This window comes from Streptomyces sp. NPDC021562 (assembly GCF_040640875.1).
Classification (GTDB): Bacteria; Actinomycetota; Actinomycetes; order Streptomycetales; family Streptomycetaceae; genus Streptomyces.
In genome coordinates this window covers 18,657-40,675 of sequence record NZ_JBFACN010000004.1, presented here as the reverse complement: position 1 = coordinate 40,675, position 22,019 = coordinate 18,657, and the positions used below count along the sequence as shown (strand labels likewise).

Annotated in this window: 19 protein-coding genes; 6 read left to right on the top strand and 13 right to left on the bottom strand. The window is 72.0% G+C overall.

Going from position 1 to position 22,019, the window contains the following annotated elements; genetic code table 11:
* Positions 1-31: 31 nt before the first annotated feature.
* The 8 genes from AB0G52_RS07150 to AB0G52_RS07115 form a co-directional block, all read right to left on the bottom strand.
* Positions 32-646, bottom strand: a complete 615-nt coding sequence (locus AB0G52_RS07150; RefSeq protein WP_132888690.1) for a response regulator transcription factor — start codon at positions 644-646, stop codon at positions 32-34.
* Positions 643-1,842, bottom strand: coding sequence for a histidine kinase (locus AB0G52_RS07145; RefSeq protein ID WP_132888971.1), 1,200 nt, complete (start codon positions 1,840-1,842; stop codon positions 643-645). Before AB0G52_RS07145 ends, AB0G52_RS07150 begins: the two co-directional genes overlap by 4 nt.
* 5 nt (positions 1,843-1,847) lie before the next feature.
* Positions 1,848-2,588, bottom strand: coding sequence for an ABC transporter permease (locus AB0G52_RS07140; protein WP_132888689.1), 741 nt, complete (start codon positions 2,586-2,588; stop codon positions 1,848-1,850).
* A complete protein-coding gene (locus AB0G52_RS07135; RefSeq protein ID WP_132888688.1) occupies positions 2,585-3,526 on the bottom strand; it encodes an ABC transporter ATP-binding protein in 942 nt (313 codons plus the stop codon). Before AB0G52_RS07135 ends, AB0G52_RS07140 begins: the two co-directional genes overlap by 4 nt.
* A gap of 140 nt (positions 3,527-3,666) precedes the next feature.
* Entirely contained in the window at positions 3,667-6,009 is a 2,343-nt protein-coding gene (locus AB0G52_RS07130; protein ID WP_361334543.1) for a hypothetical protein, read from the bottom strand.
* Between the two features lie 156 nt (positions 6,010-6,165).
* Complete coding sequence (locus AB0G52_RS07125; RefSeq protein WP_358986896.1) at positions 6,166-6,582, bottom strand: DUF6113 family protein; 417 nt, start codon at positions 6,580-6,582, stop codon at positions 6,166-6,168.
* The gene (gene mshB / locus AB0G52_RS07120; RefSeq protein WP_361334540.1) at positions 6,579-7,457 is read right to left on the bottom strand and encodes an N-acetyl-1-D-myo-inositol-2-amino-2-deoxy-alpha-D-glucopyranoside deacetylase; all 879 of its coding nucleotides are present in this window, start codon (positions 7,455-7,457) and stop codon (positions 6,579-6,581) included. The genes AB0G52_RS07125 and mshB overlap by 4 nt, the downstream gene beginning before the upstream one ends.
* Positions 7,458-7,669: 212 nt before the next feature.
* Positions 7,670-7,864, bottom strand: coding sequence for a hypothetical protein (locus tag AB0G52_RS07115; RefSeq protein ID WP_046733847.1), 195 nt, complete (start codon positions 7,862-7,864; stop codon positions 7,670-7,672).
* Positions 7,865-8,054: 190 nt separating this feature from the next.
* Between AB0G52_RS07115 and AB0G52_RS07110 the strand changes: the two genes are divergently transcribed.
* The gene (locus AB0G52_RS07110; protein ID WP_132888683.1) at positions 8,055-10,181 is read left to right on the top strand and encodes a prolyl oligopeptidase family serine peptidase; all 2,127 of its coding nucleotides are present in this window, start codon (positions 8,055-8,057) and stop codon (positions 10,179-10,181) included.
* A gap of 149 nt (positions 10,182-10,330) precedes the next feature.
* On the opposite strand, the gene AB0G52_RS07105 is transcribed toward AB0G52_RS07110, so the two are convergent.
* From AB0G52_RS07105 to AB0G52_RS07085, 5 genes are read right to left on the bottom strand one after another with little or no spacing between them, the layout of a single operon-like run.
* Positions 10,331-11,380, bottom strand: coding sequence for a dipeptide ABC transporter ATP-binding protein (locus AB0G52_RS07105; RefSeq protein ID WP_132888682.1), 1,050 nt, complete (start codon positions 11,378-11,380; stop codon positions 10,331-10,333).
* On the bottom strand, positions 11,373-12,347 hold the full coding sequence (locus AB0G52_RS07100; protein ID WP_132888970.1) for an ABC transporter ATP-binding protein: 975 nt from the start codon (positions 12,345-12,347) through the stop codon (positions 11,373-11,375). Before AB0G52_RS07100 ends, AB0G52_RS07105 begins: the two co-directional genes overlap by 8 nt.
* An 8-nt stretch (positions 12,348-12,355) precedes the next feature.
* On the bottom strand, positions 12,356-13,336 hold the full coding sequence (locus AB0G52_RS07095; protein ID WP_132888681.1) for an ABC transporter permease: 981 nt from the start codon (positions 13,334-13,336) through the stop codon (positions 12,356-12,358).
* Positions 13,329-14,252, bottom strand: coding sequence for an ABC transporter permease (locus AB0G52_RS07090; RefSeq protein ID WP_132888680.1), 924 nt, complete (start codon positions 14,250-14,252; stop codon positions 13,329-13,331). Before AB0G52_RS07090 ends, AB0G52_RS07095 begins: the two co-directional genes overlap by 8 nt.
* A gap of 6 nt (positions 14,253-14,258) precedes the next feature.
* Positions 14,259-15,881 carry an ABC transporter substrate-binding protein gene (locus tag AB0G52_RS07085; RefSeq protein WP_361334533.1) on the bottom strand — a complete coding sequence of 541 codons (1,623 nt, stop codon included), beginning with the start codon at positions 15,879-15,881 and terminating at the stop codon, positions 14,259-14,261.
* A 247-nt stretch (positions 15,882-16,128) separates the two neighbouring features.
* Here AB0G52_RS07085 and AB0G52_RS07080 point away from each other — a divergent pair, with 247 nt between their 5' ends.
* From AB0G52_RS07080 to AB0G52_RS07060, 5 genes are read left to right on the top strand one after another with little or no spacing between them, the layout of a single operon-like run.
* Positions 16,129-18,000, top strand: coding sequence for a peptide ABC transporter substrate-binding protein (locus AB0G52_RS07080; protein WP_361334530.1), 1,872 nt, complete (start codon positions 16,129-16,131; stop codon positions 17,998-18,000).
* Positions 18,001-18,003: 3 nt separating this feature from the next.
* The gene (locus AB0G52_RS07075; protein ID WP_132888677.1) at positions 18,004-19,080 is read left to right on the top strand and encodes an ABC transporter permease; all 1,077 of its coding nucleotides are present in this window, start codon (positions 18,004-18,006) and stop codon (positions 19,078-19,080) included.
* Positions 19,077-19,991: an ABC transporter permease gene (locus AB0G52_RS07070; RefSeq protein WP_361334525.1), complete on the top strand. Its 915-nt coding sequence runs from the start codon at positions 19,077-19,079 to the stop codon at positions 19,989-19,991. Before AB0G52_RS07075 ends, AB0G52_RS07070 begins: the two co-directional genes overlap by 4 nt.
* On the top strand, positions 19,988-20,986 hold the full coding sequence (locus AB0G52_RS07065) for an ABC transporter ATP-binding protein (RefSeq protein WP_132888675.1): 999 nt from the start codon (positions 19,988-19,990) through the stop codon (positions 20,984-20,986). The genes AB0G52_RS07070 and AB0G52_RS07065 overlap by 4 nt, the downstream gene beginning before the upstream one ends.
* Positions 20,983-21,981, top strand: coding sequence for an ABC transporter ATP-binding protein (locus AB0G52_RS07060; protein ID WP_132888674.1), 999 nt, complete (start codon positions 20,983-20,985; stop codon positions 21,979-21,981). The genes AB0G52_RS07065 and AB0G52_RS07060 overlap by 4 nt, the downstream gene beginning before the upstream one ends.
* Positions 21,982-22,019 lie beyond the last annotated feature (38 nt).

Here is a 22,019-nt window from a genome sequence, read left to right as displayed (position 1 = left end):
GACCGGCCGTCTGTTCACGCGACGGGAAGGGTCACAGCCAGCCCTTCTCCCGCGCGATCCGTACCGCTTCCGCCCTGTTGCGGACGGCGAGCTTCTGGATGGCCGTCGAGAGGTAGTTGCGCACCGTCCCCTGGGAGAGGTGCAGGGCCGTCGCGAGTTCCGCGTTCGTGGAGCCGTCGGCCGCCGCCCGCAGGACCTCTCGTTCGCGGTCGGTCAGCGGGTTGGCACCCTCCGCCAGGGCCGCCGCCGCGAGGGTGGGGTCGATGACGCGTTCACCGGCCAGGACCTTGCGGACGGCCTCGGCCAGCTGGGCGGCGGGGGCGTCCTTGACCAGGAACGCGTCGGCGCCCGCCTCCATCGCGCTGCGCAGGTAGCCGGGGCGGCCGAAGGTGGTGAGGACGACCAGCCGGACGGCCGGGAGCGCCTTGTGGAGCTGCGCCGCGGCCTCGATGCCCGTACAGCCCGGCATCTCTATGTCGAGCAGCGCCACGTCGATGTCGTTCGCCCGGGCCGCCGCCAGCACCTCGTCGCCGCGGGCGACCTGCGCCACGACCTCGATGTCGTCCTCGAGGCCCAGCAGGGCGGCCAGCGCCTCGCGGACCATCGACTGGTCCTCGGCGAGGAGGACCTTGATCGTGCTGCTCATGCACCGGATCCTACGGCCACGCCGGCGGGCAGCGGCACCCTGGCGATCAGCCGGAAACCGTGTTTGGTGCGGCCCGCCTCCAGGGTGCCGCCCACCTTCTCCAGCCGCTCGGTGAGCCCGGTGAGGCCGTTGCCGGGGCCCTTGCCCGAGCCGCCCGAACCGTTGTCCTCGACGGCGAGTTCGAGGACCGGCCCGTCCAGGGTCTGGCGGCGCAGCAGCTCCACCGTGCAGGCGCTCGCGCCGCTGTGCCGTACGACGTTGGTGATGGCCTCGCGCAGGGCCCAGGCGAGGGCCGCCTCGCCGTCCTCGGGCACTCCGCCGAGGTCGGGGTCGGCCGGCACCTCCGCGGTGACCGCGGCGGCGGTCAGCGCCACCTGGGCGCCCGCGAGTTCGGCGGCGAGCCGGGGCCGCCGGTAGCCGGTGACCGCCTCGCGGACGTCCACCAGGGCCTGCCTGCTGACCTTTTCGATGTCGGCGACCTGCTGGGCCGCCTTCTCGGGGTGCCCGGGGAGCATCCGGCCCGCCAGCTCGCTCTTCAGCGTGATCAGCGAGAGCGAGTGGCCGAGCAGGTCGTGCAGGTCCCTGGCAAGCCGCAACCGCTCCTCGTTCGCCGCCAGTTGGGCGACGGTGGCGCGGGCCTTGCGCAACTCGATCGTGGTGGCGACCAGTTGCCGTACGCCGGTCATGGAGTAGCCGACCAGGAGGACCACCAGGAACAGGCCCCAGGCGTCGTCCAGGGCGTGGGCGTGCCAGCCCGCCAGCATCATGGCGGCGGTGGTGGCCGGGACCGTCCAGTACGCGATCCGCAGCGGGAAGGTGACTCCGCACATCACGGAGACGTACACGAACAGGCCGAGCCAGGAGCCGCCGAGGCCGAAGGCGAGGACGACCGCGAGCGTCCACTCCACGGCGACCGCGGCGGCGACGACACCGCCGCGGAACGGCCGGCCCATCTGGCGGAAGACGATGGTCAGGTAGATCCCGACGAAGGCCGCCAGGCCCGCCCAGCCGGCCGCCGTGGCCCCGGTGGTGTGGTGGCCGGAGGTCAGGTCGTCCACCGGGGAGCCCAGGAACACCAGCCACGGCAGCACCCAGACCAGCTTGCGCACCGCCTCGGCGCGGTTGCGCGGCGGCTGGCCGATCCGCACCAGCCGGTCCGCCCGCACTTCGTCCTCGGACCGCAGGTCTTCCGTCATCGTGCTCACGCCTTCAGCGTGTCCTTCCGGTACAGCCAGGCCGCGCCGCCGACGAAGAGGGCGAAGAAGACGACGAGGATGGCGATGTCCTGGGCCTTGGGGGCCTGGCTCTGCTCGATGGCCCGCCCGAGTGCAGCGTACGCGTGCGTGGGCAGCCACTTCGCGATGTCCTGGAGCCAGGTCGGGAACAGGGAGGACGGCCACCACAGGCCGCCGAGGATCGACAGGCCGAAGTAGGTGATCATCGTGATGGGGCGGACCGCGTCGCCGCTCGCCAGGTATCCGATGGCGACGCCCAGCGCGGCGAAGACCAGGCTGCCGGCCCAGATCGCGCCGGTGAGGGCGAGCCACTGCCAGGCGTCGAGGCGTACGTGCTTCACGGCCGCGGCGACCAGGAAGACGACCACGATGGAGGGCAGGCTCACCACGGCGGCGCTCGCGGTCTTGGCGAAGACGTAGCCACGTCCGGGCAGGGTGGTCAGCCGCAGCTGCCGCACCCAGCCGCTCTCGCGCTCCTTGGCGATGCGTTCGCTGTTGCCCATCAGGACGGCGGTCAGGGCGCCGAAGGAGGCCATGGAGACCATGACGTACGCGGCGACGGACAGCCCGGAGTTGTCGACGGACTTGCTCGTGCCGCCCTGGCTGGCGACCAGCAGGAAGAGGATGGAGGGGTAGATCACCGAGAAGAACAGGAACTTGCGGTTGCGCAGGGCGCGCGCGAGCTCCAGCTTGATCAGGGCGTTCATGACTGCGTGACCTCCTTGGCCTCCTCGGCCTCCGTGATGGCGACGAACGCCTGCTCCAGGCCGAGCCCGGCGACTTCGAGGTTGCGGGGGTAGACGCCGAGGCCGTAGAGGGCGTGGACGGTGGCGTCGGCGTCGGACGACTGCATGCGGATCGTCTGGCCGCTTATGTCGACCGCGGTGAGGAAGGGCAGCGCCCGCAGCGGGGCCTCGTCGATCTCGCCCTCCAGATCGAAGGAGATCCTCCGCGCGCCGGCCTTGGCCTTGATCTCGGCGGCGGTCCCGTCGGCCAGCAGGCGCCCGCGGTGCAGCACCAGCACCCGGTCGGCGATGGCGTCGGCCTCTTCGAGGTAGTGCGTGGCGAACAGCACGGTACGGCCCTGGTCGGCCTGCTCGCGCATGGTCGCCCAGAACGCCTGGCGGGCCGAGACGTCCATGCCGGTGGTGGGCTCGTCCAGGACGATCAGGTCGCTGTCGCCCGCGGTGGCGAGGGCGAAGCGGACGCGCTGGGCCTGGCCGCCGGAGAGCTTGTTGACCTTGCGGTCGGCGATCCCCGAGACACCCGCGCGGGCGAGGACGTCGGTGACCTTGTGGGGCTTGGGGTGCAGGTCGCAGGCCAGCTTCACCAGCTCGCGGACGGTGACCTCGTCCATCAGGCCGCCGCTCTGCAGCATCGCGCCCACCCGTCCGGCGACGATGGCCTCACGCGGGCTCATGCCGAAGACGCTGACCGTGCCGGCGTCGGCGTGCTTGAGGCCGAGCAGCAGGTCGAGCGTGGTCGACTTGCCGGCGCCGTTGGGCCCGAGCAGGGCCACGGTCTCCCCCGGGTGCAGCCGCAGCGAGAGTCCGTCGACGGCCCGCACGTCCCCGTAGGTCTTGCTCACTTGGTCGAATCCGACGACCGGGGTCCCGGTGGCCGTCGTCGCCGCTGTCGTTGTCATGCCTCCATGCTGACGGCGAGCCCCTGCTCCGGGTCAGTGCCGACCGTCCGGAGAGCCGCATGACAGATGTCACGAGCGGGGCGTGACACACACAGAGGGGGCGCCCGCCGTGTGCCGGGCGCCCCCTCTCGGACCTGACGTCAGCTCGGGTTCGTCTGGATGACGCCGATACGCTCTGCCGCGGTCTTTCCGACCAGCGCCTTGCGGAGCGCGGAGGCGACGTCCTGCGGGGTGACGGCCGTCTTCTGGCCGGTTCCCCGGGTGATCAGCACGCCGTTGAACGTGTTGCCGTACGCCGTCTTGAGGGCCTCCAGGTTGTACGTCTCCACCAGCTTCCCGTCGACGGCCTTGAATCCGAGGATCTTCGGGAGGGACAGGGAGCCGAACTGGATGCTGTGCGCAGCGTCGGTCTGGATGGTGACCCGCGCCGACATCGCCGGTTCCGCGAATGCCTTCATCTCGCGGTCGACCTCCGCGTTGGAGACCGTCGGCTGCTGGGTGGTGGTCGGCACGTTCACCGTGGTGGCGGTGTCGGTCTCCACCATCGTCTTGTACGCCTGCTTGACCGTCTCGGCGGAGGCGGCCGCGTCGATGCCCTTGCCCGCCTTGCCGTAGACGGCGACGGCCTTGCCGGACTTGAACTCGATCGTGCCCTGGACGACGGAGCCGGAGCTGCCGCCGAGGTCCTTGAGGGCGGCCTGGAGCTTCTCCTCGTCCACCGGCATGGCGGGGTCGACGACCCGCTTCTGGCCGAACAGGGCGCCGATCACGGAGACCGGGTTGTAGTCGCTCTTGGCGGCCGCGTCGACGGTCTTCTGGAAGTCGAACTGGAGGCCCGCCTGGTCCGGGGGCAGCGAGACCGTCTTCCCGTCGACCGACAGCTTCAGCGGCTTGTTGACGCGGCTGCCGAAGGCGTCGTCCAGCTTCTTGACCGCGTCGTCGCGGGTGCCGCCGCCGATGTCGACGCCGAGCACGGTGGTGCCCTTGGGGACGTCGGAGTGGTTCATGAGGAGCCCGGCGCCGTAGACACCGAGGCCCGCGACCACCACGACACCGCCGAGCAGCGGCAGCTTGCCGCGCTTCTTCTTGGCCTTCGCCTTGCCCTTGGACTCGGCCGGGGGCGGCGAGACCGGCTCGGGCAGCTTCGGCGGCGTGTGCGACTGCGGTCCGGTGGTGCCGGGGGCGCCCGGCGCGAACGGGGAGTTGGGGCCCGACGGTACGACCGGGATGCCGCTGGTGACGGTGTGCCCGGAGACGTTGTCCGCCGGGGTGCCGTAGCCGGGCGTGCCCGGTCCGGGGGCGGGCTTCTGCGGGGTGAGGATCGCGGTGTCGTCGCTCAGACCGCCGCCGGGGACGGCGAGTCCGGGACCGGCGGGGGCGGTGCGCGCGCCGGGTCCGGCCTGGGCGCCGCGGCCGACGGGGGGCTGAGCGCCACGGCCGGCCGGGCCGGGTGCGGTGCGGCCGGTGGGCCGGCCCGGGGCACCGCCCGGACCCGCAGGGTTGCCCGGGGCGCCGAAGGACTCGCCGCCGCTGACCGGCGGGACGAAGGGGCCGTCGCCGGTGACCGGTCCGCCGGTGGGGCCCGCGGGGCCCTGCGGGCCGCCGGATCCGCCGGGCAGACCGGGCCCGTTGAAGCCGTTGGGGCCGCCGGGACCGGCCGGGCCGCCACCGGGGGTGCCGGGACCGCCCTGGGCGCCGTTCTGGCCGGCGTTGTCGGAGAAGTACGGCAGGTCGTCGCGGCGTGCCTCGCCGCCCTCCTTGGCGCCGCCCCGCGAGCCACCGAGCGGGCCCGCGGCGAGCGCCTCCGTCACGTCGAAGGAGCCGGTGCCGCCGCCGTGTCCGGGAGCCACCGGGCCGCCGGTGGCGCCCGCGGGCAGACCGGAACCGTTGGTCGAGCCGGACCTGGTGCCGCCGGGTGCGCTCATGGAGCCGACGACGCCGCCGGGACGGCCGCCGTTGGCACGCGCGCCGCCCGAAGGGCCCTGGGCACCCGGGGCGCCGGGCGCGGCCGGCGGGTTGGGCGCGGCGGCGGGCGAACTACCGGTCGTCCCGGTCCCGTTGCCTGCGGGCCCGCGCTGACCGCCCTTGGCGGGGCCGGACTTGCGTGGCGCGAACCAGTCGCTGTTCGCGGCGCCCGGGGCGGGCCCCGCTTCCGCGGCGGGCGGCTCGACCGTGCCGGTGGACGCGGCGGCGCCGGTCGGCAGCGCGTGGGTGCCGGTCTCCTCGCTCGGGACGGCGTCGGTGTCCGTGACGGGCGTACGGACGACCACGGGCGGAATCGGCCGGGAGCCGGGGATGTTGATCCGGATCCGGGTCGTCAGCGTGGTCTCGGTCTTGCGTTCCTCCGGCTGCGCGGCCGAACGGCCCGCACCCGCGGCGTCGTCGGAAGCCATGGGGGTCCCGTACGGCGGCGTGCCCGAGGGGTATGCGGCTCCGCCGCGCCCGTTGGGCCCGGAGGACGGAGTGTCAGTTTCACGACTCAAGGCAGGTTCTCCCGGTTGGCTCCACCGCCCGTGGCGACCTTTCTCGGGCGGCTCGGCGGCGCGCACCACCATACTGGCCACTTCTGACGCTTATCCCACGACCGCTGGGGAAACCCACACCGGACTCGCACGCGCGCCCCACGGCGAAGTGGTACGTCACTTGCCAAGTCGGGCGCCGTCCGCGTGAGGTTGCCGCCCCAAACCCAATGTGGCGCAGATCACAGCCAACGCCATGCCGCCGAGCAGGAAGAGGTACGAGCCGCCGCCTGCGCCGAACAGGAAGTCGCCCTCGGGCCGGCCTGCGGTGAGGAAGATGACGGCGACGACCCAGCCGAACGCGGGCGCCACGGCCCCGGAACGGCTGCCGGTGGCCCGCGACCCGCCGAGGAAGAGCCCGGCGGCACCGGCCAGGGCGAGCAGCAGCCCGCCGGGGAACCAGCCGGCCTGCACGAGGGTCCCGGCCAGGCCGACCAGGGCGCCGAGCACGACCAGGGCGAACAGGGCCGCGACGCGTCCGGCGGAGGGCCGCTGCAACGGTTGCGCGAGCATCGAGCCACGTCCGGCGGAGCTCATGGGGCCACCTCCGTCGCCGCGTCGAGGCCGGCGAAGAGGTCGGTCTCGGGGGTGGCGGCCGGCGTCCCGGCCACCAACTCGTAGTACTCCGTGGTGAACACGGGCTGCGCCAGCTCGTTGGAGAGCGCGAAATAGGGCACGGCGCCGGGTGCCACCTCGATCTGGGTGGCGTGGGCGGCCATCGCGGCGGTCTTCGCGGTGGCGTACGCGGTGCCGTCGATCGCGGTGGTGACCCGGTGGTCGTCGACCACGCCCGGCACGTCCCCGACGGCGGCGGGCTTGTCGAAGGGCAGCGCCGGCAGGTCCTCGTGGAGCCGGGTGAAGGCCGCCTCGGCGACGGTGCGCGGGACGCGGTTCCAGTAGACCTTGGGGATGCGGTGGCCGGCCTCGGCGGCGAGCTCGACGGCCCGCATGGTGACGCGGTGGGCCTGGATGTGGTCCGGGTGGCCGTAGCCGCCGTGGTCGTCGTAGGTGACGACGACCTGGGGGCGGACCTCCAGGATGACCTCGACCAGGTGGGCGGCGGCCTCGTCGACGTCGGCCTGCCAGAAGCAGCCGGGCGCGTCGTTGTCGGGCAGGCCCATCATCCCGGAGTCGTGGTAGCGGCCGGCGCCGCCGAGCAGCCGGAAGTCGTCGACGCCGAGCTCGCGCATGGCGGCGGTGAGCTCGCCCCATCGGTGCTGGCCCAGCGCCGGGCCGGTCAGATGCCGCAGCTCGGGCGGGATGACCTCGCCGCCCTCACCGAGGGTGCAGGTGACCAGCGTCACGTGGACGCCCTGGTCCGCGTAGCGGGCCATGGTGGCGCCGTTGTTGATCGACTCGTCGTCCGGGTGCGCGTGCACGAGGAGCAGCCGTCGGGCAGGGACTTCCGTCATGCCCCAACCCTACGAGGCACCCCCCGCCCCCGGGCCACCTCCCCGCCCGACTGTCACCCTTCCTCGTCCAGCAGCGCGCGACGGCCGGGGTGAGAAGCTCGAGAGCGTCACCTGGAGGAGCCGGTTCGGCAGGGTCCCCGGACGTCGGCGTCCCGGTTTCGCGCTCGCCGCAAGTGGTACCCGGGAGCCGGCCCTAGGCGCGGTCGCGTCCCTCAGAACTTGATGCTGCCGATCATGCTGGCGACGTTCGTCGTCAGGTCGCTGATCGTCGGGGCGACGGTCGAGGAGGCGAGATAGAAACCGAGCAGCATGCACACCACGGCATGACCGCCCTTCAGACCCGACTTCTTGATCAGCAAGAAGACGATGATCGCCAGCAGCACCACCGCCGAAATCGAGAGTGCCACGGCGGCTCACCTCCAAAGATCCCAGGGACGCGGGGGGTTCGGACTATGGGGGTTGTAGATCGGTACAGCAATTCCACGCTCACGCCAGCAGGTTCATACCCACCCAGCGGTAGTGATCATAACTATGCGTGCTCGCGCATCGCTCGGCGCACGGCCGCACAAGGGGGCGCATGGCCAATATGGTCAGGGCATGACGACCGAGGCTGTCTCATTCCCCCGCCGGCACGCCCGCACCCAGCGTTTCACGCTCGGTGCGCCACGCGCGTTCTCCGTGGCCCCCGACGGTTCCCGCGTGGCCTTCCTGCGCTCCGGCTCCGGTACGGACCGCGCCAACTCCCTGTGGGTCCTCGACGTGGCGAGCGGCGAGGAGCACCTCGCGGCGGACCCGCGGGCGCTGCTCGGCGGCGCCGAGGAGCACCTGTCGCCGCAGGAGCGCGCCCGCCGCGAACGCAGCCGTGAGGGCGGTGCCGGCATCGTCGGCTACGCCGCCGACGCGGCCCTGGAGTTGGCGTCTTTCGCCTTGTCAGGGCGGCTTTTCACGGCCGAGCTCAGGGCCGGTACGACACGCGAACTCACCGTCCCCGGGCCGGTGATCGACCCCCGCCCGTCCCCCGACGGCCGCCAGGTCGCGTACGTCGCGCAGGGTGCCCTGCGGGTGGTGGGCGCCGAGGGCGGGGACGACCGGGCGCTCGCGGAGCCGGAGTCGGATCAGGTCACTTACGGATTGGCCGAGTTCGTCGCGGCCGAGGAGATGGGGCGTTCGCGCGGCTTCTGGTGGTCGCCCGGGTCGGACCGGCTGCTCGTGGCGCGGGTGGACGACACGCCGGTGCAGCGGTGGTGGATCGCCGACCCCGCTCACCCCGAGCGTGACCCACACCACGTCGCGTACCCCGCGGCGGGGACGGCGAACGCGGACGTACGGCTGTTTCTGTACGGCCTCGACGGGGAGCGCACGGAGGTCTCGTGGGACCGGGCACGCTATCCGTACCTGGCGCATGTGCACTGGTCAGACGCAGGTGCACCGCTGCTGCTCGTACAGGCGCGCGACCAGCGCAGTCAGCTGTTCCTCGCCGTGGACCCGGGGTCGGGGGCGACCCGGATGGTGCACGCCGACGAAGATCCAACATGGCTTGAACTTTTCGCCGGAGTGCCCTGCTGGAGCCCCTCGGGTCGGCTCGTCAGGATTGCCGACGAGGGCGGCGCCCGGGTCCTCGCGGTGGGCGAACGGCCGCTCACCGGAGCCCAGTTGCACATCCGTGCGGTACTGGACGTGACCAGCGACGACGTGCTGGTCACGGCGTCCGCCGGCGAGGAGGCCGAGTCCCCCGAGATCGGCGAGGTGCACGTCTACCGGGTCAGCGAGCTCGGCGTGGAGCGCGTGTCGCAGGAGCCAGGCGTGCACACGGCGGTTCGCGCCGGGGGCGTGACCGTACTGGTCTCCGCCACGCTGGACCGCCCCGGCGCCCGTGTCCAGGTACTGCGCGACGGCAAGCATCTGGCGTCCATCGCCTCGTACGCCGAAGATCCCGGTTTGTCCCCGCGCGTGACGCTCACCCAGGGGGGCGCACGGCGAATTCCGTGCGCCGTGCTTATGCCACGGGACTACCACGGGGACACTCCCCTTCCGGTGCTGCTCGACCCGTACGGAGGCCCGCACGGTCAGCGGGTGGTCGCCGCGCACAACGCCCACCTCACCTCGCAGTGGTTCGCCGACCAGGGCTTCGCGGTGCTCGTCGCCGACGGCCGGGGCACCCCGGGCCGCTCCCCCGCCTGGGAGAAGTCCATCAAGGACGACGTGGCCGCGATCGTCCTCCAGGACCAGGTCGACGCGCTCCAGGCGCTCGCCGCGGACTTCCCCCTCGACCTCACCAGGGTCGCGATCCGCGGCTGGTCGTTCGGCGGCTACCTCGCCGCCCTCGCGGCCCTGCGCCGCCCGGACGTCTTCCACGCGGCGGTGGTCGGCGCCCCGGTGACCGACCTGCGCCTGTACGACACCCACTACCAGGAGCGCTACCTCGGTGACCCCGGCGAGCAGCCGGAGGTGTACCGCCGCAACTCGGTCATCGACGACGAGGGCCTGACCGAGGCGGCCGAACCGTACCGCCCGATGATGATCGTGCACGGTCTCGCCGACGACAACGTGGTGGTGGCGCACTCGCTGCGGCTGTCCTCGGCACTGCTCGCGGCGGGCCGCCCGCACGAGGTGCTGCCCCTGTCGGGCGTCACGCACATGACCCCGCAGGAACAGGTGGCGGAGAACCTGCTGCTGCTCCAGCTGGACTTCCTGAAGCGGACGCTGGGGCTGGGGCAGGGGTAGTACGGCAACGGGCCGGGACGACATGGCGCGTCCCGGCCCGTTCACGGCACCCGCACGGCCGTACGCTGTTCAGCGTGCCGCGTCCGTATATCGGGACCGGGTCGGCCAAGTTGCCTGCGTGTTAACGCGATTGACCCGTGTTCGACCCGTTATGCACCCCCGTTGACAAGATCGTCCGGTGGCACCACCCGCTTCTCCTCGGCGAAGTGGCAGGCCGAGTCGTGCGCCGCCGGCCCCGACGCGAACCGGAACGCGGCGGGCACGGCGAGCGCCGGCACCTCCCGCGCGCACCGCTCCTGCGCCTTCCAGCACCGCGTGCGGAACCGGCATCCCGAGGGCACGTTGGTCGGCGACGGCACGTCCCCGCTCAGGATGATCCGCTCCCGGTGCTCCCGCGCCTCGGGGTCCGGTACCGGCACCGCGGAGAGCAGCGCCTGGGTGTAGGGGTGGGTGGGGTGGTCGTAGATCTCCTCGTCCCTGCCGGTCTCCACGATCCGCCCGAGGTACATCACCGCGACCCGGTCCGAGATGTGCCGCACGATCGACAGGTCGTGGGCGATGAAGACGTACGACAGGTCGAAGTCCTTCTGGAGCCGGTCGAGCAGGTTGATCACCTGGGCCTGGACCGAGACGTCCAGCGCGGAGACCGGCTCGTCGGCGACGATCACCTCGGGGCGCAGCGCCAGCCCCCGGGCGATGCCGATGCGCTGCCGCTGGCCGCCGGAGAACTGGTGCGGGTAGCGGTTGATGTACTCCGGGTTGAGTCCGACCACGTCCAGGAGTTCCTGGACGCGTCTGCGCCGGTCGCCCCTGGGGGCCGCCTCGGGGTGGATCTCGTAGGGCTCGCCGATGATGTCGCCGACGGTCATCCGGGGGTTGAGCGAGGTGTACGGATCCTGGAAGACCATCTGGATGTTGCGGCGGACCGCCTTCAGGGCCCGCCCGCTCAGCCTGGTGACGTCCTCGCCCTTGTACGTGATCGACCCGGCCGTCGGCCGCTCGAGGTGGACGAGCATCCTGGCGAGGGTCGACTTGCCGCAGCCCGACTCCCCGACGATCCCGAGCGTCTCTCCCCTGTCGAGCACGAAGTCGACACCGTCGACGGCCTTGACCGCACCGACCTGCTTCTTGAAGAGGATGCCCTGGGTCAACGGGTAGTGCTTGACCAGTCCGCGCACTTCGATGATCGGCTCAACCATCGACGCATTCCCTCCAGAAGTGACAGGCGCTCCCCCGGTGCCGGTCCACCTCGTACAGCGGCGGTTCGTCGGTGCGGCACACGTCCTGGGCCATGGGGCAGCGCGGGTGGAAGGCGCACCCCGGAGGGATGTCCATGAGGTTGGGCGGCAGGCCCTTGATGGCGTAGAGCTCCTGGCCCTTCTGGTCCAGGCGCGGGATGGAGTCGAGCAGTCCCCGGGTGTACGGGTGGGCCGGCGCCTTGTAGAGGTCGTGCACGGGCGCGGACTCGACGATCCGTCCCGCGTACATGACGGCGATGCGGTCGGCGACGTCCGCGACCACGCCCAGGTCGTGGGTGATGAGGATCAGCCCCATCCGGTACTCGCGCTGCAACTCCGCGAGCAGGTCCATGACCTGGGCCTGCACGGTGACGTCCAGGGCGGTCGTCGGCTCGTCGGCGATGATCAGGTCCGGTTCCAGGGCCAGCGCCATGGCGATCATGATGCGCTGGCGCATGCCGCCGGAGAACTGGTGCGGATAGTCCCGCACCCGCTGGGCGGCGGCCGGGATCCGCACCCGGTCCATCAGCTCGACGGCCCTGGCCCGCGCGTCCTTCTTCGACATCCCCCGGTGCACGACGAACATCTCGCCGAGCTGGTCGCCCACGCTCAGCACGGGGTTCAGCGCCGACAGCGCGTCCTGGAAGATCATCGCCATCCCGGCCCCCCGGATCCGCCGCCTCTCCTCCTCCTTCAGCTTCAGCAGGTCCCGCCCCTGGAAGAGGATCTCGCCGCCGCTGATCCGCCCCGGCGGCATGTCGAGGATCCCCATCACGGCCTGGGCGGTCACCGACTTCCCGGACCCGGACTCGCCGAGCACGGCCAGCGTCTCGCCCGCGCCGACGGCGTACGAGACCCCGTTGACCGCCTTCGCGACCCCGTCCCTGGTCCGGAACTCCACGTGCAGGTCCCGCACTTCGAGCAGCACGGCGGCGCTCACCTCAGCTTCGGGTCGAGGGCGTCGCGCACCGCGTCGCCGAGCATGATGAAGGCCAGGACGGTGATCGCGAGGGCCCCGGAGGGCCACAGCAGCGCGTGCGGCGCGTTGCGGACGTACGGGGAGGCGGCGGAGATGTCGATGCCCCAGGAGACGCTCGGCGGCTTCAGGCCGACGCCGAGGTACGACAGGGTCGCCTCCAGCGCGATGTACGTACCGAGCGCGATGGTCGCGACCACGATCACGGGTGCCACGGCGTTGGGCGCGATGTGCCGCAGCAGGATGCGCGCGGGGGAGGCGCCGAGGGCGCGCGCGGCCTGCACGTAGTCGTTCTGCTTCGCGGTGATCACCGAGCCGCGGGCGATCCGGCAGACCTGCGGCCAGCCGAGCAGCACCATGAAGCCGATGACCGGCCAGACCGTGTTGCTGGTCACCACGGACAGCAGGACGAGACCGCCGAGGACGACCGGGATCGCGAAGAAGACGTCGGTGAGCCGGGACAGGACCGCGTCCCAGCCCCCGCCGAAGAACCCGGCGAGCCCGCCGAGCACCGACCCGAGCAGCGCGACCCCGAGCGTGGCGCACACGCCCACCGTGACGGACGTACGGGCCCCGTAGACGGTCCGTGTGTAGACGTTGCAGCCCTGTCCGTCGTAGCCGAAGGGGGCGCCCGGCTGGGAGCCCTCCTGGGCCTTGGCGAGGTCGCACTGGAGGGGGCTGCCGGAGGCGATCAGGGACGGCCACAGGGAGATGACGACCAGGAAGAGGATGACGAGGGCGGAGACGACGAAGACCGGGTTGCGGCGCAGGTCCCGCCAGGCGTCGGACCACAGCGAGCGGGGCCGGGCCGCCGGGCCGGTGCCGAGCGGGCCGCCCGGAGTCCGCTCCAGCGTCTGGGCCTCGGTCGTCGCGAGGTCCATCGCTCCGCCCATGCCCGTCCCCGCGATGGCCCGGTCCTGTTCGAACGGCTGCTCAGGCATAGCGGATCCTCGGGTCGAGTACGGCGTAGAGGAGGTCCACGAGGAGGTTGGCCACCAGGAACACCAGGACGAGGACGGTCACGAAGCCGACCACCGTCTGGGTGTTCTGCCGCAGGATCCCCTGGTAGAGCTGGTAGCCGACGCCGTGGATGTTGAAGATCCGCTCGGTGACGATGGCGCCGCCCATCAGCGCGCCGATGTCGGTGCCGATGAAGGTGACGACGGGGATGAGGGAGTTGCGCAGCAGGTGCCGGGAGACGACCCGGCGCCGGGGCAGGCCCTTGGCGACGGCCGTACGGACGTAGTCGCTGCGCCGGTTCTCGGCGATGGAGGTCCGGGTCAGCCGGGTGACGTAGGCGAGGGACACGGAGGCGAGGACGAGACCGGGCACGATCAGCTCGCCGAAGCCGGCGTCCGGGGAGACGGAGGGCCGGATCCAGCCCCACTCCACGCCGAGCAGGAGCTGGAGCAGCAGGCCGGTGACGAAGGTCGGTACGGAGATCACGACCAGGGTGGCGAGGAGCACGCCGGTGTCGACGGGCCGGCCGCGGCGCAGCCCGGTGAGCACGCCCAGCGTGATGCCGATGACGATCTCGAAGAGGACGGCCACGACCGTCAGCCGGACGGTGACGGGGAACGCGGTGGCCATCAGCTCGGTGACCGGCTGCCCGTTGAACGCCGTGCCGAAGTCACCGGTGAAGACGTTCCCCATGTAGGTGAGGTATTGCTGCCACACCGGCTTGTCGAGTCCGAACTCCCTCTTCAGCTGGGCGGCGGTCGCCGGGTCGCAGGCGCGCTCGCCGCACAGTCCGGCGATCGGGTCGCCCATGACGTTGACCATGAGGAAGATCAGCAGCGTGGCCCCGACGAACACCGGGACCATCTGGAGCAGCCGCCGGACCACGTAGCGCCCCATGCCGGGTCAGCTGACCTTGATCTCGTTGTAGACGGGGACGCTGAACGGGTTGAGCGCGACGTTCGACAGCCGGTCCGAGTAGCCGGCGCTGCCGTTCTGGTACCAGAGCGGGATGGCGGCCATGTTGTCCCGGACGACCCCCTCGGCCTGCTGGAAGGCGGCGACGGCCTTGGCGGTGTCGGTCTCGGCGTTCGCCCGGTCGACGAGCCTGTCGAAGTCCTTGTTGGACCACTTGCCGTCGTTGGAGGAGGCGTTGGTGTAGTAGAGCGGCTGGAGGAAGTCCTGGATGAGCGGGTAGTCCATCTGCCAGCCCGCGCGGAACGGGCCGGTCATCTTGTGCTGACCGATCTGGTTGCGGAAGTCGGCGAAGGTGCCGACCGGGTTCCCGACGCACGCCTTGTCGTTGCCGAGCGCGTTGTTGATGGAGTTGCACACGGCGTCCACCCACATCCTGTGCGAGCCGGTGTCGGCGTTGTACGTGATCTTGACCTGGCCGCCCGGCAGCCCGCCACCCTCCTGGATCAGCTTCTTGGCCTGGGCCGGGTCGTAGTCGCAGGCGCTCCCGCACAGCCCCGCCTTGAAGCCGCCCGCGGCGCCGAGCACCGGCGAGGTCCAGTCGGTGGCGGGGGTGCGGGTGCCGTGGAAGATGGTGTCGGTGATCTGCTTGCGGTTGATGGCCATGGACAGGCCGGTGCGGACCTTCTCCGCGCCGCTCTTGTTCCAGGCGCCGTCGTAGTACGGGAAGGCGAGGGTCTGGATGATGCCGGCCGGGGTGTTGATGTACCGGCCGGCGAGGTCGGCCTTGACGTTCTTCAGCTGTGTGGCGGGCACGTCGTCGACGAGGTCGAGGTTGCCGGCGATCAGGTCGGTGTAGGCGGTGTCGCTGTCGGTGTAGACCTTGAGGGTCACGCCGTCGTTCCGCGCCTTGTCGTCCCCCGGGTACAGGGCCCACTTCCGCAGGTTCATCTGCGAGCCCTTGGTGTACGACTCGATGGCGTACGGCCCGTCGCCGACCGGCTGCTTCAGCCAGCCGGCGTGGTCGGTGAAGAAGGCCCGGGGCAGCGGCGCGAAGGCCGCGTAGCCGAGGGTGTCGGGGAAGCTGGAGAACTTCTGGCCGAGCTTGACGGTGAACGTCCTGTCGTCGACGACCTTCAGTCCGGAGAGGGTGTCGGCGCTCTGCGAACCGCTGTCCGGGTGGACCTTGTCGTAGCCCTGGATGTAGCCGAAGAAGTAGGCGTTCTTCTGGTTGTTCTTCAGGCTCGCCCCGTAGTTCCAGGCGTCGACGAAGGACTTGGCGGTGACCTTCTCGCCGTTGGAGAAGGTCCAGCCGTCCTTGAGGGTGATCGTGAAGTTCTGCGAGTCGCTCGTGTCGATCTTCTCGGCGAGCATGTTCTGGGCCTTGCCGGTCTTCGGGTCGTACTTCTTCAGCCCCCGGAAGATCATGTCGAGGACCTTGCCGCCCTGGACCTCGTTGGTGTTGGCGGGCTCCAGGGGGTTCTGGGGGTCGCCCCAGGAGGAGCTCAGCACGCCGCTCTGGCCGCCGCCACCGCCGCCGCCCCCGCAGGCCGTGGCGGTCAGCGCCACCACCACCGCGCAGACCGCCCCGCGGACGTGCGTCGCTGAACGCATGGCGTGCCTCCTCCGTGCAGGGTGGTCTCCTACCGCGACCCCTTACCGGTCAATATCGTCAGAAACTGCACATACCGCATATTCGCTTCGCCCATCCGCAGCAGGACCCACCCGAAGGGGTGGCGCGCTTTTTCCGCAGGCCACACCAGCCCCACGCGCCGTTGACGCACCCTTGGGACCGCTGATAGACACACCCGGACTCCGAACGAGCCGTAACTGTGCGAGCGATGACGCGAGGTCACCCCCCATGAGCCCACGAGCCCAGTACCGCGCAAGGCGTTCACACCCGATAACCCCCCGCCTGCGTGCGCCCCGGTCGGTGGCGGCCGCCGGCGCCCTGGCCCTGACCTTCTCGGCGGTGCTCGCGACCCCGCTCGACCCGTTACCCCAGCAGGCGTCGGCCGCCACCGGCGACAAGGTGCTCACCGTCGCGGTCGCCCAGAGCGTCGACTCGCTGAGCCCCTTCCTGGCCACGCGGCTGCTCAGCACCAGCCTCCAGCGGCTGATGTACGAGTACCTCACCGACTACGACCCCGGGGACGCGCACCCGGTACCCGGTCTGGCCACCAAGTGGTCCGCGTCCGCCGACAAGCTCACCTGGACCTACACGATCCGCTCCGACGCGAAGTGGTCGGACGGGCAGCGGGTGACCGCCGAGGACGCGGCGTGGACGTTCGACAAGCTGATGACGGACCCGGCGGCCGCCACCGCGAACGGCAACTTCGTCACCAACTTCCGCAAGGTGACGGCGCCGAGCCCCACCGAACTGGTCATCACGCTGAAGAAGCCGCAGGCCACGATGACCGCGCTGGACGTGCCGATCGTGCCCGAGCACATCTGGAAGAACGTCGCGGACTTCTCGAAGTTCAACAACGACAGCGGTTTCCCCGTCGTGGGCGACGGGCCGTTCGTCCTCACCGGCTACCGCGCCGACAGCTACGTCCGGCTCAGGGCCAACAAGGACTTCTGGCGCGGCGCCCCCAGGTTCGACGAGCTGGTCTTCCGGTACTACAAGGACCAGGACGCCGCCGTGGCCGCCCTGCGCAAGGGCGAGGTCTCCTTCGTCGCGGGCGCACCGGCCCTGACCCCCGCCCAGGCGTCCTCGCTCCAGGGCCTCAAGGACATCCACGTCAACGACGCCCCGGGCCGCCGCTTCTACGCCCTCGCCGTCAACCCCGGCGCCCGCGCGAAGAACGGCCAGAGGTTCGGCGACGGCGACCCCTCCCTGCTCGACGCGCGGGTGCGGCACGCGCTGTTCATGGCCGTCGACCGGAAGACCGTCGTCGACAAGGTGTTCCAGGGGCACGCGGCCGAGGGCCAGGGCTACGTCCCGCCGCGTTTCACCTCGTACTTCTGGAAGCCGTCCGCGCGCCAGGAGCTCGCCTACGACCCCGCGGCGGCCGCCCGCCTCCTCGACCAGGCCGGCTACCGGAGGAACGCCGACGGCAAACGGGTCGGCAAGGACGGCAGACCGCTGAACTACCGCGTCCTGTGCCACGCCACCGACCCCAACGACAAGGCCGTGGGTCAGTACCTCAGGGAGTGGTGGGCCAAGCTCGGCATCGGCATGACCCTCGACTGCCTGGACAACGTCACCGACCCCTGGCTCGCCGGCCGGTTCGACCTCGCCTTCGACGGCTGGTCCGTCAACCCCGACCCGGACTACGTGCTGTCCATCGACACCTGCGGCGCCCTGCCCGCCACCCCGAAGGACACCGGACCGACCGACGACTTCGTCTGCGACCGGACGTACGACGGCCTGTACGCCCGGCAGCTCGCCGAGTACGACCCCGCCCGACGGGCCGCCCTGATCCGGCAGATGGAGTCACGGCTGTACGACCTGGGGTACATCAACGTCATGGCGTACCCGAACGCCGTCGAGGCCTACCGCACCGACCAGATCAAGTCGATCGAGACGATGCCCAGGGCCGCCGGCAACATCTACGGACAGGACGGCTACTGGAGTTGGTGGTCGGCGGTGCCGGCCGACTCCACGGGCTCCTCGCACGGCGGCTCGACCGGGATCGTGGCCGGGGTCGTCGCGGGGGTGGTGGTCCTCGCCGGGGCCGGGGTGTTCCTCGCGAGGCGCCGCCGCGCCACGGCGGACGACCGCGAGTAGCCCGTGCAGCCGACCGCTCCCGACGCGCCGTCCACGCCGTCCGGGCCGGGCGCCGGACCGGTTCCGGCCGGTCCGGCGCCGCGCGGACCGCGGGCGCGCACGACCGCCGCGTACCTGCGCTACGGCGCGGGCAAGGCGGGCGGCGCCGTGGTGTCGCTGCTCGCCGTCCTCGTCACCGGTTTCTTCCTCTTCCGGCTCATCCCCGGCGACCCGGTCCGGACCATGACGGGCGGCCGGCCGATCTCGGCCGCCCAACTCAGCCAGTACCGCAAGGAGTTCGGCCTCGACCTGCCGTTGTGGGAGCAGTTCACGGACTACTGCCGCAAGGCGCTCACCGGTGACCTGGGCACCTCGTACCAGTTCCACACCCCGGTGGTCGACAAGATCGGCGAGGCGCTGCCGAACACCCTGCTGCTGACCGGCACCGCCTTCGTGATCTACACCGCGCTCGGTGTGTTCCTCGGCACCCGCGCGGCCTGGCGGCACGGCCGGCTCGGCGACCGGCTCCACACCGGTCTGGCGCTGACCCTGTACTCCGTCCCCTCGTTCTGGCTGGGCCTGCTGGCCGTCATCGTGTTCGGGGTGGGCCTCGGACCCGTTCCCGGGCTCTTCCCGACGGGCGGCATGGAGTCGGGCGGCACGCAGGGCTTCGCCCACGTGCTGGACGTCGCCCACCATCTCGTGCTGCCGGTGCTCACCCTGGTCGCGGTCGAGTACGGGCAGACGCTGCTGGTCACCCGCTCGGCGCTGCTGGCCGAGATGGGCGGCGACTACCTCACCACCGCCCGCGCCAAGGGGCTGCGGGACGACCTGGTGCGCCGCAGGCACGCGGTTCCGAACGCGCTGCTGCCCACGGTCACCCTGGTCTTCGTCAACCTCGGCCGGACCGTCGCGGGCGTCATCCTGGTCGAGACCGTCTTCTCCTGGCCCGGCCTCGGCGGCCTCTTCTACCAGGCACTGAGCGTGCCCGACCTGCCCCTGGTGCAGGGGCTGTTCCTCTTCTTCGCCTCGGCGGTGATCATCATGAACACGCTGGCCGACCTCCTCTACCCGCTGCTCGACCCCCGGGTGGGCCGATGACGGCCGACACCACAGCCGCCGGTGGCTCCCGCGCGCTGGTCCGGCAGCGTCGGCGCCGCTCCGTCGTACGGTTCGTCCGGCGGTACCGGACCCGTCGCGCCGGGCTGGCCGGACTGGCCGCGCTCGTCCTGTTCGCCCTGGTGGCGCTGACCGCGCCGCTGACCGTGGGGTCCGGCGTGACCGGCGTGACCGACGCGCCGGGCAGTCCGCTGCAGCCGCCGAGCGGCGCGTTCCCGCTGGGCACCGACCGGTTCGGACGTGACCTGCTGGGCCTGGTCGTCTGGGGCTCGCGGGTCTCGCTCCTGGTCGGGCTGCTGGCCGCGGTGCTGTCGGTCGTCATCGGCACGGCCGTCGGCATCACCGCCGGGCACTTCCGCGGGGCGTACGCGACGGTGCTGATGCGGATCACGGACTGGTTCCTGGTGATGCCCGCCCTGGTCCTCGCCGTCGCGCTGGCCACCGTGATGTCCCGGTCGCTGGGCACGGTGGTCCTCGCCATCGGGGTCACCTCCTGGCCGACGACGGCCCGCCTGGTGCGCGCCCAGACACTCGCGGTGGAGTCCCGCCCGTACATCGAACGGGCCAGGGCGCTGGGCGGCGGTCACTGGCACGTCATGACCCGGCACGTGCTGCCGAACGTGCTGCCGCTGATCCTCGCCCAGACCACGCTGATGATCTCCTCGTCCATCCTGGCCGAGGCGACGCTGGCCTTCCTCGGCCTCGGTGACCCGACGGTCGTCTCCTGGGGCGGGCTGTTGCAGGACGCGCGGGAGGCGGGCGCGGTCAGCGCCGGGGACTGGTGGTACCTGATCCCGCCGGGCCTCGCGATCGCGGCGGTCGCGCTGGCGTTCACGCTGTGCGGACGCGCGGTGGAGTCCGTCCTCGACCCCAGGCTGGAGGTGGCCCGTTGACCCTGCTGGAGATCCGGGACCTGAAGGTGACCTACCCCGGCGGAGCGGCCGCGGTACGGGGCGTGGACCTCTCGCTGGCGGCGGGCCGCAAGCTCGGCATCGCGGGCGAGTCGGGCTGCGGGAAGTCGTCGCTGGCGCTCGCGCTGCTCAGGCTGCTGCCGGCCGGGACGCGGGTCTCCGGGCAGGTCCTGCTGGACGGGGAGGACGTGCTGACCATGCGCTGGGGGCGGCTGCGGGCGGTGCGCTGGGCGGGCGCCTCGATCGTCTTCCAGGGGGCGATGCACTCGCTCAACCCGGTGCACCGGGTCGGCGACCAGATCGCCGAGCCGGTCCTGCTGCACAGCGGGGCCACGGCGGCCGCGGCCCGGCGGCGGGCCGGGGAACTGCTGGAGCACGTGGGCCTGCCGGCGTCCCGGGCGGCCGCGTACCCGCACGAGCTGTCCGGCGGGCAGCGCCAGCGGGTGATGATCGCCATGGCGCTGGCCTGCGACCCGCGGCTGATCGTCGCCGACGAGCCGACCACCGCCCTGGACGTGATGGTCCAGGCGCAGATTCTGCGGCTCGTCCAGCAGCTGGTGGCGGAGCAGGACGTGGGCCTGATCATGATCAGCCACGACCTGGCGGTGCTCGCCGACACCTGCGACCGGCTCACGGTGATGTACGCGGGCCGCGTCGTCGAGGAGGGTCCCGCCCGCCGGGTGTACGAGGACGCCCGGCACCCGTACGCGAAGGCGCTGTCGGCGGCGTTCCCACGGATCGGCGACCCCGCCTCCCGCTTCGCACCGCACGGGCTGGCCGGGGACCCGCCCGACCCGTCCGCGCCGCCGGCCGGCTGCGCGTTCCATCCGCGCTGTCCGGTGGCGCTGGACGTGTGCGCCACGCGGGACCAGGTGCTGCGGGACGCCGGGCCGGAGCGCCGGGCCGCCTGTGTGCACGTGGGGGCGGCGGTGCCCGGACCGGCCGCCGCGGCCGAGGACACGAGGAGCGCTCCATGACGACGACACCGCCGCCACCGCCGCTGCTCAGCGCCCAGGGGCTGCACGTGGTCTTCCCCGGACGGCGCGGAGACCCCGGGGCGCGGGCCGTGGACGGCGTCGAACTGGACATCCGGCCGGGCGAGATCGTCGCGCTGGTCGGCGAGTCGGGCTGCGGCAAGACGACGCTGGCCCGCTCGCTGCTCGGCCTGGTGAAGCCGTCCGGCGGCCGGATCGTCTTCGCCGGGAAGCCCCTGGAGTACTCCGCGCGGGCGCTGAAGGCGTACCGCGCACGGGTCCAACTGGTGCTGCAGGATCCGACCGGCTCGCTGAATCCCCGGCACACGGTGTACGACGCGGTGGCCGAGGGACTGCGGATCCACGGCCGTACGGGCGACGAGCGGGCGGCGGTCGCCGAGGCCCTCGCGCACGCGGGACTGCGGCCGCCGGAACGCTTCTTCCTGCGCTACCCGCACGAGCTGTCCGGGGGGCAGCGCCAGCGCGTGGTGATCGCGGGCGCGTTGGTCCTCGCACCCGAACTGATCGTCGCCGACGAGCCGGTGGCCTCCCTCGACTCCTCCGTGCGCGGCGAGATCCTGGCCCTGCTGCTGCGGCTGCGCGCCGAACTGGGCCTGGCCGCCCTGGTGGTCACCCACGACCTGGGTCTGGCCTGGAACATCGCCGACCGGGTCGCGGTGATGTACCTGGGCCGGATCGTGGAGACCGGGGACGTCGAACAGGTCCTGACGACTCCCCGGCACCCGTACACCCAGGCGCTGTTGTCGGTGCTGCCGGAGGCGCCGGGCGAGCCCGTGGTGCTGTCCGGGGAGCCCCCCGACCCCTCCCGCATCCCGCCGGGCTGCCGCTTCCACGCCCGCTGCCAGATCCTGGCGAGCGGCGCGGCGGACCGCGCGGGCGTCGCGGACGCCTGCCGCGGCGAGGACCCGGAGGTGCTGCCCGGCACGGGCGACCACCGGGCGGCCTGCCACTGGGCACGGGCCGGGATCGGGGCGTGAGGCCGTACCGTCCCGTCCGTACCCCGGCGTGATCCCTG

What these genes read in the sequence shown, in the direction of transcription:
- AB0G52_RS07085 (WP_361334533.1), bottom strand. Translation starts at nt 15,881, where the DNA reads ATGCGTTCAGCGACGCACGTCCGCGGGGCGGTCTGCGCGGTGGTGGTG.
- AB0G52_RS07110 (WP_132888683.1), top strand. Translation starts at nt 8,055, where the DNA reads ATGACGACCGAGGCTGTCTCATTCCCCCGCCGGCACGCCCGCACCCAG.
- mshB (WP_361334540.1), bottom strand. Translation starts at nt 7,457, where the DNA reads ATGACGGAAGTCCCTGCCCGACGGCTGCTCCTCGTGCACGCGCACCCG.
- AB0G52_RS07145 (WP_132888971.1), bottom strand. Translation starts at nt 1,842, where the DNA reads ATGACGGAAGACCTGCGGTCCGAGGACGAAGTGCGGGCGGACCGGCTG.
- AB0G52_RS07080 (WP_361334530.1), top strand. Translation starts at nt 16,129, where the DNA reads ATGAGCCCACGAGCCCAGTACCGCGCAAGGCGTTCACACCCGATAACC.
- AB0G52_RS07140 (WP_132888689.1), bottom strand. Translation starts at nt 2,588, where the DNA reads ATGAACGCCCTGATCAAGCTGGAGCTCGCGCGCGCCCTGCGCAACCGC.
- AB0G52_RS07060 (WP_132888674.1), top strand. Translation starts at nt 20,983, where the DNA reads ATGACGACGACACCGCCGCCACCGCCGCTGCTCAGCGCCCAGGGGCTG.
- AB0G52_RS07090 (WP_132888680.1), bottom strand. Translation starts at nt 14,252, where the DNA reads ATGGGGCGCTACGTGGTCCGGCGGCTGCTCCAGATGGTCCCGGTGTTC.
- AB0G52_RS07105 (WP_132888682.1), bottom strand. Translation starts at nt 11,380, where the DNA reads ATGGTTGAGCCGATCATCGAAGTGCGCGGACTGGTCAAGCACTACCCG.
- AB0G52_RS07135 (WP_132888688.1), bottom strand. Translation starts at nt 3,526, where the DNA reads ATGACAACGACAGCGGCGACGACGGCCACCGGGACCCCGGTCGTCGGA.
- AB0G52_RS07125 (WP_358986896.1), bottom strand. Translation starts at nt 6,582, where the DNA reads ATGAGCTCCGCCGGACGTGGCTCGATGCTCGCGCAACCGTTGCAGCGG.
- AB0G52_RS07095 (WP_132888681.1), bottom strand. Translation starts at nt 13,336, where the DNA reads ATGCCTGAGCAGCCGTTCGAACAGGACCGGGCCATCGCGGGGACGGGC.
- AB0G52_RS07150 (WP_132888690.1), bottom strand. Translation starts at nt 646, where the DNA reads ATGAGCAGCACGATCAAGGTCCTCCTCGCCGAGGACCAGTCGATGGTC.
- AB0G52_RS07070 (WP_361334525.1), top strand. Translation starts at nt 19,077, where the DNA reads ATGACGGCCGACACCACAGCCGCCGGTGGCTCCCGCGCGCTGGTCCGG.